The organism is Agriterribacter sp. (assembly GCF_035445465.1).
In the GTDB taxonomy this organism is placed as follows: domain Bacteria; phylum Bacteroidota; class Bacteroidia; order Chitinophagales; family Chitinophagaceae; genus Agriterribacter.
Window position 1 is genome coordinate 98,676 of the sequence record NZ_DAOMQT010000007.1, and the last position, 14,601, is coordinate 113,276.

12 protein-coding genes are annotated in these 14,601 nt (G+C 43.8%); 7 read left to right on the forward strand and 5 right to left on the reverse strand.

The window, feature by feature from the left end:
• Positions 1-7: 7 nt before the first annotated feature.
• Positions 8-1,132, reverse strand: a complete 1,125-nt coding sequence (locus tag PLE34_RS05945) for a D-TA family PLP-dependent enzyme (protein WP_324554904.1) — start codon at positions 1,130-1,132, stop codon at positions 8-10.
• 11 nt (positions 1,133-1,143) lie between these two features.
• Positions 1,144-1,614, reverse strand: coding sequence for a RidA family protein (locus PLE34_RS05950; RefSeq protein ID WP_324554906.1), 471 nt, complete (start codon positions 1,612-1,614; stop codon positions 1,144-1,146).
• 235 nt (positions 1,615-1,849) lie between these two features.
• Between PLE34_RS05950 and PLE34_RS05955 the strand changes: the two genes are divergently transcribed.
• A complete protein-coding gene (locus tag PLE34_RS05955; protein ID WP_324554908.1) occupies positions 1,850-2,695 on the forward strand; it encodes a sugar phosphate isomerase/epimerase family protein in 846 nt (281 codons plus the stop codon).
• A gap of 386 nt (positions 2,696-3,081) precedes the next feature.
• On the opposite strand, the gene PLE34_RS05960 is transcribed toward PLE34_RS05955, so the two are convergent.
• Both PLE34_RS05960 and PLE34_RS05965 read right to left on the reverse strand, forming a co-directional pair.
• Positions 3,082-3,654: a hypothetical protein gene (locus PLE34_RS05960; RefSeq protein WP_324554910.1), complete on the reverse strand. Its 573-nt coding sequence runs from the start codon at positions 3,652-3,654 to the stop codon at positions 3,082-3,084.
• A gap of 231 nt (positions 3,655-3,885) precedes the next feature.
• Positions 3,886-4,266, reverse strand: coding sequence for a Rid family detoxifying hydrolase (locus tag PLE34_RS05965; protein ID WP_324554911.1), 381 nt, complete (start codon positions 4,264-4,266; stop codon positions 3,886-3,888).
• A 280-nt stretch (positions 4,267-4,546) separates the two neighbouring features.
• On the opposite strand from PLE34_RS05965, the gene tsaB reads away from it, so the two are divergent.
• The 3 genes from tsaB (at position 4,547) to PLE34_RS05980 (ending at position 6,447) form a co-directional block, all read left to right on the forward strand.
• On the forward strand, positions 4,547-5,230 hold the full coding sequence (gene tsaB, locus PLE34_RS05970; protein WP_324554914.1) for a tRNA (adenosine(37)-N6)-threonylcarbamoyltransferase complex dimerization subunit type 1 TsaB: 684 nt from the start codon (positions 4,547-4,549) through the stop codon (positions 5,228-5,230).
• Between the two features lie 109 nt (positions 5,231-5,339).
• Positions 5,340-5,693, forward strand: coding sequence for an ArsR/SmtB family transcription factor (locus tag PLE34_RS05975; RefSeq protein WP_193311695.1), 354 nt, complete (start codon positions 5,340-5,342; stop codon positions 5,691-5,693).
• 85 nt (positions 5,694-5,778) lie between these two features.
• Positions 5,779-6,447 (forward strand): rhodanese-like domain-containing protein, encoded by a 669-nt coding sequence (locus tag PLE34_RS05980; protein WP_324554917.1) that lies wholly within the window; start codon positions 5,779-5,781, stop codon positions 6,445-6,447.
• A gap of 65 nt (positions 6,448-6,512) precedes the next feature.
• Here the strand turns inward: PLE34_RS05980 and PLE34_RS05985 are convergent, their stop codons facing one another.
• A complete protein-coding gene (locus PLE34_RS05985) occupies positions 6,513-7,850 on the reverse strand; it encodes an alpha-L-fucosidase (RefSeq protein WP_324554919.1) in 1,338 nt (445 codons plus the stop codon).
• A 397-nt stretch (positions 7,851-8,247) separates the two neighbouring features.
• On the opposite strand from PLE34_RS05985, the gene PLE34_RS05990 reads away from it, so the two are divergent.
• The 3 genes from PLE34_RS05990 to PLE34_RS06000 are packed head-to-tail and all read left to right on the forward strand — an operon-like array spanning position 8,248 to position 14,582.
• The gene (locus PLE34_RS05990; protein WP_324554921.1) at positions 8,248-9,402 is read left to right on the forward strand and encodes an ROK family transcriptional regulator; all 1,155 of its coding nucleotides are present in this window, start codon (positions 8,248-8,250) and stop codon (positions 9,400-9,402) included.
• Positions 9,403-9,440: 38 nt separating this feature from the next.
• Positions 9,441-12,848, forward strand: a complete 3,408-nt coding sequence (locus tag PLE34_RS05995) for a SusC/RagA family TonB-linked outer membrane protein (protein ID WP_324554923.1) — start codon at positions 9,441-9,443, stop codon at positions 12,846-12,848.
• Between the two features lie 36 nt (positions 12,849-12,884).
• Positions 12,885-14,582: a SusD/RagB family nutrient-binding outer membrane lipoprotein gene (locus tag PLE34_RS06000; RefSeq protein ID WP_324554925.1), complete on the forward strand. Its 1,698-nt coding sequence runs from the start codon at positions 12,885-12,887 to the stop codon at positions 14,580-14,582.
• Positions 14,583-14,601 lie beyond the last annotated feature (19 nt).

Sequence of the window (14,601 nt, forward strand, 5' to 3'; positions counted from 1 at the left end):
AAACTGTTCAAAAATTAATGCTTCTTTTTCTCGCCACTACTTCCCATTGGGCAGTAATTTTTTTATTTTCTACCACGTAAGCCTTATCATATAAAGCAACGGTTGGGCATATGTGCACCGGCACGCCGTATAGCACATCACCCATATTGTATAAAGAAACATCTGGTACACGCAATACTAAGTGTTCCTCGCTTTGCCCTATGGGTACTGCATCGGGGGCATTCAAAAAGTGAACCCGCGGCAACGGGTTTTCTGCGGCAACAGCCTTATGCCCCAGGTCGGTGCAAATGATATGCTCATCTATGATGGAAATAACCCTGGTAATTACAAGCGCCGCGAAGTCAAAAGGTTCATCGGGAAAAGACTGCTTGTATCCCCAGTCGGTAAAAACAAAAGTGCCGGGGCTGCATTCCACATTTTGCCGCCCGGTATGAGTTGGAAAAGTAGGTGTGCCCCCCATTACTAATTTTAATGAGCGCTGATACGTTGCTGCTATCTTTTGATGCAGTGCGGCTACCTGCTGAAATCCCCCATCACTTTTTTGCTGCCGTATAGTGGTATCTGTATCGCGTATATGACCATCATAGCCATGTAGGCCCACCAGCGTTATATTTTTCAATGACAGGATGAATGCAGCAAGCGGTAGTGCTTTGGCAGGAACGATACCTGTTCTGTTCATGCCGGTATTCAGGTCTATAAAAATATTAATTACAATGCCATGCGCTTCAGCCACATCGTTGATATGTTTTGCGGTTGCCTCATTATCTGTTAAACATGCAAAATGAACGGCAGGGTATGCTTTAATAAGGTTCGCCAACCGTTCTGCTTTAGGGCCAACAGGCTGGTAAGCCAGCAGCACATCCGGCGCCCCCACAGTTGCCAGCATTTCGGCTTCCGCAATAGTAGCGCATTTGAATTTGGTGATACCTTCCTCCAGCATCATGCTGCACACTTCTGCTGTTTTGTTGGTTTTAACATGCGGACGTAGTATGCTCACATCCTTTACCATGTCTTTTGCCAAACGGATATTTTCTTTTACCCGTTCTTTATACAGCAACAATGCCGGGGAATCTGTATTGTTAATATCATCAACAAAATACCATGCTTCTGCTGAGCCATTTGTATGCATCATAACCCTTTTTATTACGCCAGTTCAAATATTGCTTCTATCTCAACCGGTATATTACCCGGTAAGGAGCCCATACCTACTGCGCTGCGAACGCCTACACCATTTTCTTCTCCCCATATAGCGGCAAACAATTCACTGCAGCCGTTAATTACATAAGGTTGTTTTTCAAATTCGGGTATGCAGTTTACCATGCCAAGCACTTTAATTACGCGCTTTATATTGTCGAGGCTTCCAATCTGCGCCCTTATGGTTGCAAGCATGGTTAGTCCTACCTGCTTTGCAGCCAGTTTACCCTGTTCCTCGTCCATATCCTTTCCAATACGTCCTTTTATAAGGGTTTGGTCATTCTGTACGGGGCCGTGCCCCGAAAGATAAAGATGGTTGCCATCAATGAGGCAGGGTTTATAAACGCCCATGGGTTTTGGTGCAGGAGGTAAAGTTAATCCTAAACGAGCCAGTCGTTCTTCGGCAGTTCCGTCTTGCATATCATACAATTTAGTTCAGCAAATATATTCATCAATGGGCGTATTTCAATTTTTCGCTCCATGTACAACTTTCCGGTCGGTGAGACACCGACCGGTAGCGGGTTCTACAGGTGGGTGTCACCACCCACCTGCCAAAAATTGAAATGCGCCCTCATCAATTGTGTGATACCGAAAGGAATAAATCTTTTGTACATTTATAAAGATTTCATTTTTGAGGGTAGAAAAAATATTTATTATGTATCGCAGTTCCCACGTTATAGTTAAAAAGATATGTACGGCGGCAGTGCTGTTCCTTATTGCCTTACCTGTTTTTGCACAGGAAATTGGCGTGCAGTTATACAGCTTCAGAAAGCAGCTTCCGGGTAATGTTCCCGCCATGCTGGAAAAAATAAGCAAAATGGGTATTAAGGAGCTGGAAGGCGGCGACAGCTATGGGTTGCCGGTAGATGAGTTTAAATCCCTGCTGAAGAAAAATAACCTGAAAGTGGTTAGTGTAGGTGCCGATTTTCAGCAACTGGCTAAAAATCCGCAGGCAGCTGTTGACCTGGCTAAAACCTATGGCGCAAAATACGTGGTGGTGTTCTGGATCCCGCATACAGATGTTTTTACTATTGACGATGCAAAAAACGCGGTTACGGTATTTAATGCGGCCGGGAAGCACTTAAAAGAAAACGGCATTTCATTATGCTATCACCCGCATGGGTACGAATTTGGCGCTTATGGCGAAGGCACCCTGTTCGATTACCTGGCGCAAAATATGAATCCTGCTTATGCGAACTTTGAAATGGATGTATTTTGGGTAAAACATCCGGGGCAGGATCCGGTAGCGTTGCTTGAAAAATATCCCCGGCGCTTTCCTCTAATGCACCTTAAAGACCGTAAACCCGGAACAGCAGGCAACCAGAAAGGGCACGCGGACGTAGAAACCAATGTGGTGCTGGGTTCCGGCGATGTGGGTATTGCCGCTATTATGAAGGCGGCAAAGAAAGCCGGCGTGAAACACTATTTTATTGAAGACGAATCCTCCCGTTCGGTAGAACAGGTACCACTCAGCCTGGCTTACTTAAGGTTGCTGAAATAACCGGGAAGTTCATGAAATATGATCCGACTCCGCCATTGGGTGAGTACTTGGGGCCTTAAAAAATATTGTACATCATTCAGATCAGTTTATACCGATCTTGAAGTTTTAAAAAATACACCGCGAAGAATCGCGGCGTCTCATATATACTTAAAACTCCAAAACAACTTTTATATATTTTATAATATTTTGTGCTGTCTGCATTAATAAAAGGTAAATTTTATTAATGATAAAGTGTACAACATCCTATTGATTCCTATGCAAATGCATTGAATGCTTCGCAGATGAATAAGAAAAATGAACGGAATAAAAGTGAACCTGTTTTGGCATAAAGGGATCGCATCACCCTGCTTCTGGCATAAAGGCAGGAGCGTCCCGGACGCAACAGATTAACAGGAAATAAGGAACTGGAAATCGGGGGGTTGCCAGGGAGAAGTAGCAGAAAAAGAAAGAAGCGGAACAGACATGGGATAATAATATACCATTGCGTCAGCTTCAGCCGTCATATTCCAGTCTTCATTTTCCTGGCAGATATAATCACCACCTGAAAAATGAAAAGAAAAAGAAGAATGAGATGATTTGGTATTGGCCGCATCCTTTTGAAGGTCATTCACAAGGCCGAAGAATTCGTCACGGGCTGTACTGATCTTTATTTTTATATTGTTCGGTATGCAGAGGAGAACAAGTGAGTCGTTGAATATTTTGCGTTTTACATATTTGTAATGTACGCCGTCAATATCAATCTCCCCGTCATATCTTTCAAAGTCGCTCCAGTTGCTGTGATAGGGCAAATGTATAGGAACCTTTATTTCTACCAGGTCCTTTTCATCGTATTGCTGCTGGTCTAATCTTGCCTCCAGCTTCGTATTTTCCTGAGTTTCCCAATATTGCAATAAAGCCCTGTAACCAAAAAGGTTAAAGAGAAAGATCAATATAAGGGATATAGCAGCTAACTGGCGCACGATCAATTTAATTATCTATAAATGCTAATAATTAATATTTTGCAATATAAATCTATTTTGTTAAAAAATGAACAAGTTTATATAATATACTTCTCATTAGTGCTGTGTCAGACGTGAGAAGTGGTAAATGGGTGAATAGCGGAAGGTAAGATGCACTATTGCCTGTTCACTGCTCCTCTCACTTTCACGATAAATACAGGCATAACCTGCTTGACTTAACATTCGCAGTTTTTATTTAGCTGCAATTACGCTGATCTCAACATTCACATTTTTGGGTAATCCTTTAACGGCTACTGTTTCCCTTGCCGGAAAGTTGTTTGAAAAATAGTTACCGTATACTTCGTTCACAATGGTAAATAAGCTCATGTGCGACAGGAAAACAGTTGTTTTTACCACATGCTCAAAGCCAAGCCCGGCCGCGCCAAGAATGGCTGCTATGTTTTGCATTACCTGTGTTGTTTCGGCTGCGGCATCTTTTGCTTCTATGTTACCCGTTTTGGGATCAATGGCTATTTGGCCCGAAACGAATAATAAATTGCCTGTCATTACCGCCTGGCTGTAAGGTCCGATAGGAGCAGGCGCATGTTGGGCATTAATGATTGTTTTGCTCATACTGATGTGTAAAGAATGATAAAAATGCAAAGTTACTCAATATAGCAATGCTTGCTGATGGCTGTTGCTGTATTCCCGCTTCGGATTCCTGCTTAGAATTTGAATTTTGCTTTTTATTTGTCTTTTGTGATTTGTTTCCTGGTTCTTTGTACTCCTTTCAGATTTCGTCCCGCACGTGCGGGATCCGGCTTCGGACTTATAAATTTGTGGTTTATTGCTGATGGCATTTCGCTTCGGACTTTTAAATCTAATTTTGATAAACGCTAAAAAATTGAATTAAATGGCGCTTCTGTTACATATTGATACCGCATTGGAAAAAGCCTTTGTGGGCCTGTCGCGTAATGGTGAATTATTAATGGAACTGAATAATACGGTGCAGTACGATCATGCTGCTTTTGTGCAGCCTGCCATACAGCAAATGATAAACGCATTGCATATTACGCTCAACGCTATTGATGGGGTGGGCATAACCTCCGGGCCCGGGTCTTACACGGGTTTACGGGTGGGCATGGCCAGCGCCAAAGGAATTTGTTATGCGCTCGGCAAGCCATTAGTGGCGGTAAGCACGCTTGAAGTAATGGCGGCGGCGGCCGTTGAGGCGTTTCCCGGCTTTGATGTTTACGCCCCGATGATTGATGCGCGGCGAAAGGAAGTATATACAGCATTATATAATCCGCAGGGGGAAGTGGTATTACCTCCACATGCAGCAACACTTTCCGGGGATTTATTTGCACAGGTGCCGGGGTATAAAAAAGTACTTTGTTTTGGCAGCGGCGCGCCCAAATGGGAAGATATGCGTTTGGTTAATGAAAACACCTGTTTTGAAAAGATAGACTATAATAGTACCCACCTATCACAGCTTTTGTTTAACTCCTTTAAAAACAACAACTTCTGCAGCCTGGCCTATATGGAACCCCTGTATGTAAAAGATTTCTATTTTGAAGGATCTAAAAGGGCTAAATAACCAGCCATACATTTTTATTACTTTAACATGTGGGAGGGGGTTATTTGTATTTTCGGTTATATCTTTGCACTTGATATATTAATGATTAAATTTTAAAGTTATTATTCCTATGACAGGCCTTACAAATCCATACACAATGGTATTGAACGGATCAGCGCAGGAGAATGCATCCGAATTACGGATTGACTTTCTGAATGTTAAAAAAGCTGCGCTTATTTTACGGGCGCTCAATCACAAGTTGAGGCAGCAAATGATTCAGTTGCTGGATGAAAAACAAAAAATGACGGTTACTGAATTATACGTGCAGTTAAGGCTTGAGCAATCAGTTGCATCGCAGCATCTGGCCATCTTAAGAAGAGCAGGCATGGTAAGCACTACCCGTGAGGGAAAGTTTATTTACTATTCGGTAAACCATAAACGCCTGGCCGAAATATACCATTTTGTAGAGCAGCTATTAAGCTAATACTTACCGCTTTATTATAAACGGTTGATGTATCATTTTCATCAACCGTTTTTATTTAAACACATTTTAAACCATTCTGTCTGAAATGTTGTATTCACATCGTGTTGCTTTTACTCCGCGGCAATTGAGCGAACTGCTCAGGGATAACAACCATTTTATAATGGTGGATACCCGCAGCGCCGCTGCCTTTACAGAAGGATTTATACCCGGTTCTCTTTTTATAGGGTTTGAAGGACGCTTTATAGAATGGGCGGTTAATTTGTTACCCGCCGGTAAAAAGATCATATTAATTACCCCTGCCGGAAAAGAAGAAGTGTGTGTACAACTGCTTACAGATGCCGGGTTTACCAATGTTGCCGGTTACTTAGAAGGTGGGTTTGAGGCATGGAAAGATTCGGGAGGAGCTGTTGATATGATCATTGATGTGGATGCCGGGGAACTGGCAATGGATATCCCTTTTGATGAAAACCTTGTAGTAGTGGATGTACGCCGGCCGGTAGAATATGCGGAAGGACACGTGCAGGGTGCTTTAAATGTTCCCCTGATTGATATGAAAGATCCGGGCAATATTGCCCATCTTAATGAAAGAGATAACCTGTACCTGCATTGCGCGGCAGGATACCGGAGTGTTATTGCCGCATCGCTGCTTAAAATGCAGGGCTACAATAACCTGCGCAATGTTACCGGCGGATGGGAATCTATAAAACATACCAAAGGTATTACCATTGTAAAAGAACCCGCGGCGTTGAATTAGGTTACAGGTTGCAGGGACATCCCCTGTAACCTGTAACCTGCAACTTTTGTGCCCTGCACTCTCTTCTACTCCGCTCCAAGCCCGCCTTTGCCTTTGTACAGCTTTATGGGCCCGTCTAATTTTACTTCAAGCACCGTCATGTAGCCATCAGTAGCTGTTTCCGGAATTTCATCAATGTATACCAAACCCGGCACCGGGCTCCACGATATTTTACCCACAATTTTATGATGCAGGGGCTGATCTGCCCCTATCACTTTAATGCTTTGAATGGTATTGTATAATCCTTTGATCACTAATTTACTCCTGTTAAGGGCGGGCACAAAAAGATACAGGGTAGAGGAATCTTTTGATATCGTGCTTGGCCCGTAAAAATGACCCGGCGGCATGCCGGCTTCCGTATTAAAAATGGCTTCTTCGTGCTTATGCGTCCATTTGCCCAGCTCCTTTAATAAATGTACCTGTTCCGTGGGTATCCAGCCATCTTCCCGTGGGCCAATGTCAAACAGCAGGTTGCCGCCATTGCTGATCACATCGGCAAAAATGGTAATGAGCTCATAGGGTGTTTTATATGCGCTGTCGTCCGGGTGGTATCCCCAGTTATTGTTAGAGGTCATGCACAGTTCCCATGGGTTGAGAGAGGGGCGGGTAATCGGGAAATTTTGTTCAGGTGTTTCATAATCACCGTAACCGGCCAGCCGTCCGTTAATAATGGCTTCAGGATTATGCGCCAGTATCATCTCCCGTACTTTTTTAGCCTGCCATTCTGCAGCGCTATGCTCCCAATCGCCATCAAACCAAAACAGATCCGGATTAAATTGTGTACTGAGCTCTTTGATCTGTGCCTGGTAAAAGGCCAGGTACCTGTTCCATCTTGCCGGATCGTCTTTTACCTGGTAGCGGCTGCTGTCTTTTAAAAACCCCGGGTAATCCTGGTGGCTCCAGTCTAATATGGAGAAATAGGCCCCGGCTTTAAGACCTGCATTGCGCAACGCGGCAAAAAAAGGAGTGATCACATCTTTCCTGGCAGGCGTGAGCTTAGCCGTGCTCATATTGTTGGCCTTGGTATCCCATAAAGCAATCCCATCATGATGTTTGGTGGTTATTACCGCATACCTGGCGCCCGTTTCTTTGATCAGTTGCGCCCATGCATCCGGGTTATAGTTTTTGGCGGTGAAGCCGTTCAATTGCTTCATATAGTCGGCATACGATATTTTTTTATTGTGGAACGACCAGCTTTCGTCTACACCATTGACGGAATAGATACCCCAATGGATGAAAATGCCCAGTTTGGCATCTTTAAACCATTGCATCTTGGCGGGATTATCATTAACCCCGGATTGCCCCTGCGCATAAAACCCCGTTAAGAGGATGAGCAGCAGTGCGGAAAAAATGGAACGTATCATATGTATGTTGGTTTTTTAATGACTGTCTGATTTGGAACAATAGAAACGCTATAAGTCCAAATAGTATAATCATTCTGTGATGCAAATATCTTTCATTCAGGTTTTATTTTCTTCGTGCCCTGCTTAAAGAGCAGGCAGGTTAGCGGCTTTGTGGCAAAATATTTTTTTTAGACAGCCTCAGCAACAATTTGAATTTTCTCACCGAAGGTAAATGTGTTCTAAATCGGGTTAACATTTAAATTATTTTAAAAATTTATCAAAAACATATTGTTTTTTTAAAAAAAGTTAGTTTACTTTAACATATTATTCAGTAAATGTTAACCTTATTTTAATAGAAATGGCGGGTAAGACTCAATTATATAGGAAAAGAATAGTGAACCATCTTTATTTTTCAAGGATGCTTTCCTGTGCAGAAATAAGTGAAAGAATTGAAAAAAGCCTTTCCCTCACTACAAAAATTTTAAATGAGCTGGTAGAGGAAGGGTATGTGGTTGAAACAGGGCATGCTCCTTCCAGTGGTGGCAGGCGGCCGCAGATGTATTCTCTTAAGCCCGATATTATGTATACCGTATCGGTTGCCATGGATCAGTTTGTTACCCGTTTGGTAGTAATGGATATGCAAAACAGGCATATCGGGAAAATGGAAAGCATAGAACTGAACCTGGCGGGTAATCCCGGGGCGTTAGACATTATTACCGACAAGATTAGCGAAGTAATAGACGAAGCAGGAATAGCCAAAAGTAAAATCGCGGGTATTGGCATTAGTATGCCGGGGTTTATTGATGCGAAGGAAGGAGTGAATTACTCCTTTCCCGGGAACGGGCAGGGTACCATTACTTCATTTATTGAAAGTAAAACCGGGGTTCCTGTATTTATTGATAATGACTCAAGTCTTATTGCGCTGGCCGAGCAAAAGTTTGGCGCCGCGCTTAATAAAAAAAATGTGATGGTAATTAATGTGGGTTGGGGTATTGGGCTGGGTTTGATATTGAACAATGTGTTGTTCAGGGGAGATAACGGTTTTGCGGGTGAGTTCAGCCATATTCCGCTTTTCCAGAATGGTAAGCTATGCAGTTGTGGCAAAAGCGGTTGTTTGGAAACAGAAGCTGCTTTAACGGCGGTAATAGAAAAGGCCTTGGAAGGGTTAGCCTCCGGCAGAACCTCCGTTTTAAAAAAATCGGGACTGGAAGCGCTAAATCCGGAAGATGCTGCCGATGCTGTTATTGATGCTGCTGCAAAGGGAGATCGTTTTGCGGTTGAGCTGTTGTCGGAAGCCGGTTATAATATCGGCCGCGGCATCGCCATTTTAATTCATTTGTTAAATCCCGAACTGGTAGTACTTAGCGGAAGAGGATCTTCTTCCGGTAAAATATTGCAGGCGCCTATTCAGCAGGCATTAAACGAGCATTGTATCCCACGGCTTGCGGCCAATACAACGATTGTAATATCCGGGCTGGGGCATGAGGCCCAGCTTATAGGAGGCGCGGCCCTGGTAATGGAGAAATATGAGAAAGGCATAGCACGCAAAAATAAAATTCAGGAAGCTGCCTGAGAGAAACCCTTAAACAAAATTTACAACTAAAACTAACAATGATGAAGTCAAATGTTAAGCATCTGCTGTTAATGCTTTTTATAGTGTTATCAGGGGTTTATGCTTTCGCCCAGCAAAGAAAAACGGTTTCCGGAACTGTTTCCGATGAAAGCGGAGCAGCGTTACCGGGCGTATCGGTTGCGGTAAAGGGAGCAAGCGCCATTGCTGCTACGGATGCCGAAGGGCGTTTTAGTGTATCATTGGCAACTTCTCAGAATGTGCTTGTGTTTTCTTCCGTGGGATATGAAACTACAGAAGTAACCATTGGAACGCAAACTACCTTATCTGTAATACTCAAACCAAGTATAACAGAAAGTGAAGCGGTTGTAGTAACAGCGCTGGGAGTAACAAAACAAAAAAGGCAATTAGGCTTTTCCATAACGGAAGTTAAAGGCGCTGAGTTGTCTAAAACCAATGAGATTAACCCAATTAATGCCTTACAGGGCCGGGTTGCAGGCGTGCAGATTGACATGGGAGGAGCCGGTGGCTTGATGGCCAACTCCAAAATTATAATCCGCGGTAACTCTACCCTGGGAACCAATAACCAGCCCATTTTTGTTATTGACGGCGTGATCATGGACAACGATATTTTTAGCGGTAACGGGCGCGATTTTGGTAACGACCTGAAGAACCTGAATATGGAAGACTTTGAAAGTGTATCTGTATTAAAAGGCTCTGCCGCTGCTGCCCTGTACGGCACAAGAGCGGTAAACGGGGTAATTTTAATTACTACTAAAAAAGGAAAACAGCGCCAGGGCATTGGCATAACGGTTAACCAGTCGGTGAATATAACTGATCCATATGCGGGACCCGATTTTCAGAATGAATTTGGGGGCGGAACGGTTGGTGATTTCTTTACCGATGCCAGGGATCCGAATTATAAGGCCAATGAAAGATGGACTACAAAAGTATTTCCTACCGATCCTGTCTCAGGCCTGCCATATATTGACAGGGGTATAGGACGTGAACTGGAAAACTGGGGTCCGCGTATGCTTGGGCAGGATGTAATTAATTATGATGGTACGCCTACCAAATATCTTCCGCAGCCCAATAACTTTTTGGACGCTTTTCAAACGGGTGTTGGCTATAATACCAATGTTGCCATTGACGGCGGAACAGAAAAATCAACTTTTCGTTTATCCTATAACCGCAATGAGGCCGAGGGTGTTGTAAGTAACAACAAGTTTACAAAAAATGCATTTGACCTTAGGGTTACACATAAGTTCACCAAGTTCCTGGAAGTGGATATGAGCGCGGCCTATACTGATTTTAATGGTAAAAACCCGCCACGCTTAGGCGGGCTGGATGCATTTGCTTCCTATAATTTTGGCAAGCTGTATTCGTGGATGATGCCGCGTAACTATGACACCAAATACTGGTCGCAAAGAGAACATTATACCAGCCAGTTCGGTGGCGTTCCTAATCCCGGCAATTCTGCCGAAACCAACCTGGCCCCTGAAACAAGGTTCTGGTTCTCATTATATGAAAACAACTATTTTCAAAAAGAGCAACTGCTCCGTGGTCGTGTGGCCTTTACCGTTACGTTAACCGATTGGGCGAAACTGATCTTAGAAGGGAATATTAATAACATTTATACCCGGTCGGAAAGTAAGGAGTTGGGCCAGGGGCAAAATTTTACGGGCGGACTGTATTCACTCGGGTTCCAAACCAAGGAAAGCAATATGCAGAAATGGATGCTGATGATGAACAAGGATATTAATCCGGACCTCTCCATCAGTGGCTATATAGGTGGTGAAGCGCAACGCTATAAAACCACGTATGAAAACAGCTCCACCAGCGGGGGATTAAGCTATCCGGGTAACTATTATATAGCCAATTCTGTTAATCAGCCCACCACTACAGCGGGAATAAGGAACCGTAAAAGCTTTAACTCATTATATGCCAGCGCTGATATAGGATATAAAGACATGTTATTCCTGCAGGCTACCTGGCGTGGCGACTGGTCTTCTTCATTAACGTACACCAATGGTAGCGGTAATAACTTTTATACTTATCCCGCGGCCAGCTTATCATGGATATTTAGTGAAACATTTAAAAACAGCCTTCCGTCCTGGATCAGCTACGGCAAATTAAGAGGAAACCTTGCCGCATTGGGCGGTGATACCGATCCCTTCAGGATTAACCCCGGGTTTGCCTTTAATGGATACAGCACCGCTAACGGGCAAACCGTGCCGCTCTCAACCTATAGCTCCGGGTCAGTATTACAGCCGAATCTTAAACCCCAGCGTAAAATATCAAAAGAAATCGGACTGGAAATGCGGTTTCTTGAAAATCGTTTAGGATTAGACGTAAGTGTATACCAGGACAATACTAAAAACCAGTTGCTGGATATTGGCACGCCAACAGAGTCTGGTGTAAGCACCATATTTATCAATGCCGGTAACATACGCAACAGGGGTATCGAAATTTCATTAGATGCCACTCCGTTAAGAACAAAGAACTTTAGCTGGAATACGGCGCTAAATTATGCCGTTAACAGAAATATGATTGTAGATCTTTACCCTGGCAGAACAGAATTTAACCTGGGCGCCAACATTGGCGAGATCAGTACATGGGCTGTTGTAGGCAAATCATACGGCACATTGCGTACACAAATACATTCCACCGCTTTCGAGGGCACAGATAAAAATGATCCCCGCAATGGACTTCCTATTCTTCAATGGCGCAGCGATTCAAGAACAGCATTTCCTAACAGAAGTAATGTATGGCAGGATGTGGGTGATATCAATGCTAAATTCCGCGCAGGATGGGACAATACGTTCAATTATAAAAATTTCAGCCTGAATGTATTGTTGGATGCTAAAATAGGAGGTGATTTTGTATTGCTGAGCTACCGGTATGGAACGCATACGGGTGTATTTCCCAATAGTCTTCCCGGAAGGGATGCTCAGAACGGCGGTATTCAGTGGACATCCCAGTATGCTAATGATGGCGGCACTTACGATGATGGTATAATCCCCGAAGGTGTTTTTGCCCCGGGTCAAATAGTTGATAAACCCGGAGGCGGCACAGCCGATGTAGGCGGCATGACGTACCAGCAGGCATACGACCAGGGATTGGTTGAGCCTTCGCATCTTCCCCAGTTCTATTATCGCTACGGTTCGTCTTCAACCGGGGTAGCGGATTTTTGGGTACTTAAAAATTCATGGATATCGCTGCGCCAGGTGGCATTATCGTATCGTATACCGGCTAAGTTTTATGAAAAGCTTAAGCTGAACGCTTTGTCTTTGTCTGTTGTTGGTCGCGATCTGTTGTATTTGCATAATACACTGCCTTACAATTTTAACCCGGCTTCCAATAATTCAAACAACACGGCTTATTCCGGCGAAGAAGGATTTTTGCCTATGATGCGTTCATTTGTATTTACGCTCAGGGCTACCTTTTAATGGAATTGTTTTTTTATTATTTAATTATTACAAGTCATGAAAAGCGTTTCAAAATATATAGCAGTAATAGGGTTTGCGGCGATCGCCGGCACCTCCTGCGAAAAACAATTTGGCAACATCAATACGGATCCCACCATTGTAACCACACCCGATATTAAATACCTTTTAAGTTATTCCCAGGAAAGGCTAATGACCTATAATGGTGGTGAATGGATATGGGAAGGGATGGAACAGTTGTTCCGGTTTACCCAGCATGTTACCGCCAGCCCATATGAAGTAACCGGTAACGTAAATGGCCGTTATGGCGTGTACTATTCCCAGATATTGCCCAACCTGTTTGAGATCAGGAGGCAGATCAGTACCCTTCCGGACAAAGATCAGTATCAGAAAATGCAGGAAGTAACGTATATCATACAGGCCCTGCATGGCATAAAGGTTACCGATATGAACGGCTCCATACCTTATACAGGGGCGATAAAAGGACGGTACGAAGCTGATTACAGCCCCGCTTATGATACACAGGAATCTCTATTTACTACCTGGCTGGGAGAACTGGACAATGCGATCAGCATACTGTCTAACAGCTCGCTTTCCAATCAGCTTGCCTATGGTAACTCCGATATTTTTTACCAGGGCGATTGGACCAAATGGGTGAAGTTAGCCAACACCCTTAAGCTGCGCATAGCCGCACGGTTAGACAACCAGAACGCCGCAAAAGCACAGGAAATATTTAAGCAGGTAATGCAGAATGCTATTGGACCTATTGATAATGATGATGCGCAGTTAAAGTATACCAATCCTAACTTCTCACCTTTTGGCAATGATATCAATTACAGAAGCGCCCGCTATGGTAGTACTTCTATCGTTAACTTTCTGAAAGCCGCTGATGATCCAAGATTGCCCATATATTTTGAGTCCAACGATCTAACCGGCAGCTATGAAGATACTTTAGCCAAATATTCAACAAGCCTCCCGGCGTTTATTGATCCCAATGACCCGCATATCAGTTTCCAGGGGGCGCCGGCAGACTGGACAACAAACCCAACTGTTGCAGGCTATATAAGTAACGCTTTTGCAGTGGGCAATACCGACCCGGGCAATGTGGTTTCACGTTATTTCCTGATCTCACCCATTAACCGCAAATTCTTTTCGCCCAGGTTAAACGGAGCAACCGGCGATTATACGGATGTGCTGGTATCGAATGCCGAATCCTGTTTGCTGGTGGCGGAGTTTATTGAGAAAGGTTATGGTAATGGAATTGATACCAAAGGCACAGCAGAAGACTGGTATAAAAAAGGCGTTACTTCTTCCATTAAAACAATGAATGCTATAGCGGTAACCGCGCAATCTGCTACCGGATTCAGTGGAAATGGTGATGCGGAAATTGCGGCATATTTAAATGGCCCGGAAGTGGCATTTAATGGTACGAATGACCTTGAAAGAATATATATACAGCAATACCTGAACTTTTACCGCAATGCCAGTGAAGCTTTTGTATTGGTTCGCAGAACAGGCTATCCCAGAAACGGTTCAGCCTATTATGCCCGTGAACCTTTTAATGAGCAGATACCGCGCCGCTGGTGGTTAACCGACCCCGGAGAAGTGAACAGGAACAACTGGAATGCCGCAATGAGCGAACAGGGCTTTACACCCAACGCCCAGGATGTTCCAACATTAAGCTCACAACGGATATGGTATGATAAAAATGCACCGGACTTTGGTGAAGGGCAGTAACAAAGTGAGTTGTTGTTTG

Coding starts and splice junctions, on each gene's coding strand:
- PLE34_RS05945 (WP_324554904.1), bottom strand. CDS start 1,132: ATGATGCATACAAATGGCTCAGCAGAAGCATGGTATTTTGTTGATGAT.
- PLE34_RS05950 (WP_324554906.1), bottom strand. CDS start 1,614: ATGCAAGACGGAACTGCCGAAGAACGACTGGCTCGTTTAGGATTAACT.
- PLE34_RS05955 (WP_324554908.1), top strand. CDS start 1,850: ATGTATCGCAGTTCCCACGTTATAGTTAAAAAGATATGTACGGCGGCA.
- PLE34_RS05965 (WP_324554911.1), bottom strand. CDS start 4,266: ATGAGCAAAACAATCATTAATGCCCAACATGCGCCTGCTCCTATCGGA.
- tsaB (WP_324554914.1), top strand. CDS start 4,547: ATGGCGCTTCTGTTACATATTGATACCGCATTGGAAAAAGCCTTTGTG.
- PLE34_RS05975 (WP_193311695.1), top strand. CDS start 5,340: ATGACAGGCCTTACAAATCCATACACAATGGTATTGAACGGATCAGCG.
- PLE34_RS05980 (WP_324554917.1), top strand. CDS start 5,779: ATGTTGTATTCACATCGTGTTGCTTTTACTCCGCGGCAATTGAGCGAA.
- PLE34_RS05985 (WP_324554919.1), bottom strand. CDS start 7,850: ATGATACGTTCCATTTTTTCCGCACTGCTGCTCATCCTCTTAACGGGG.
- PLE34_RS05990 (WP_324554921.1), top strand. CDS start 8,248: ATGCTTTCCTGTGCAGAAATAAGTGAAAGAATTGAAAAAAGCCTTTCC.
- PLE34_RS05995 (WP_324554923.1), top strand. CDS start 9,441: ATGATGAAGTCAAATGTTAAGCATCTGCTGTTAATGCTTTTTATAGTG.
- PLE34_RS06000 (WP_324554925.1), top strand. CDS start 12,885: ATGAAAAGCGTTTCAAAATATATAGCAGTAATAGGGTTTGCGGCGATC.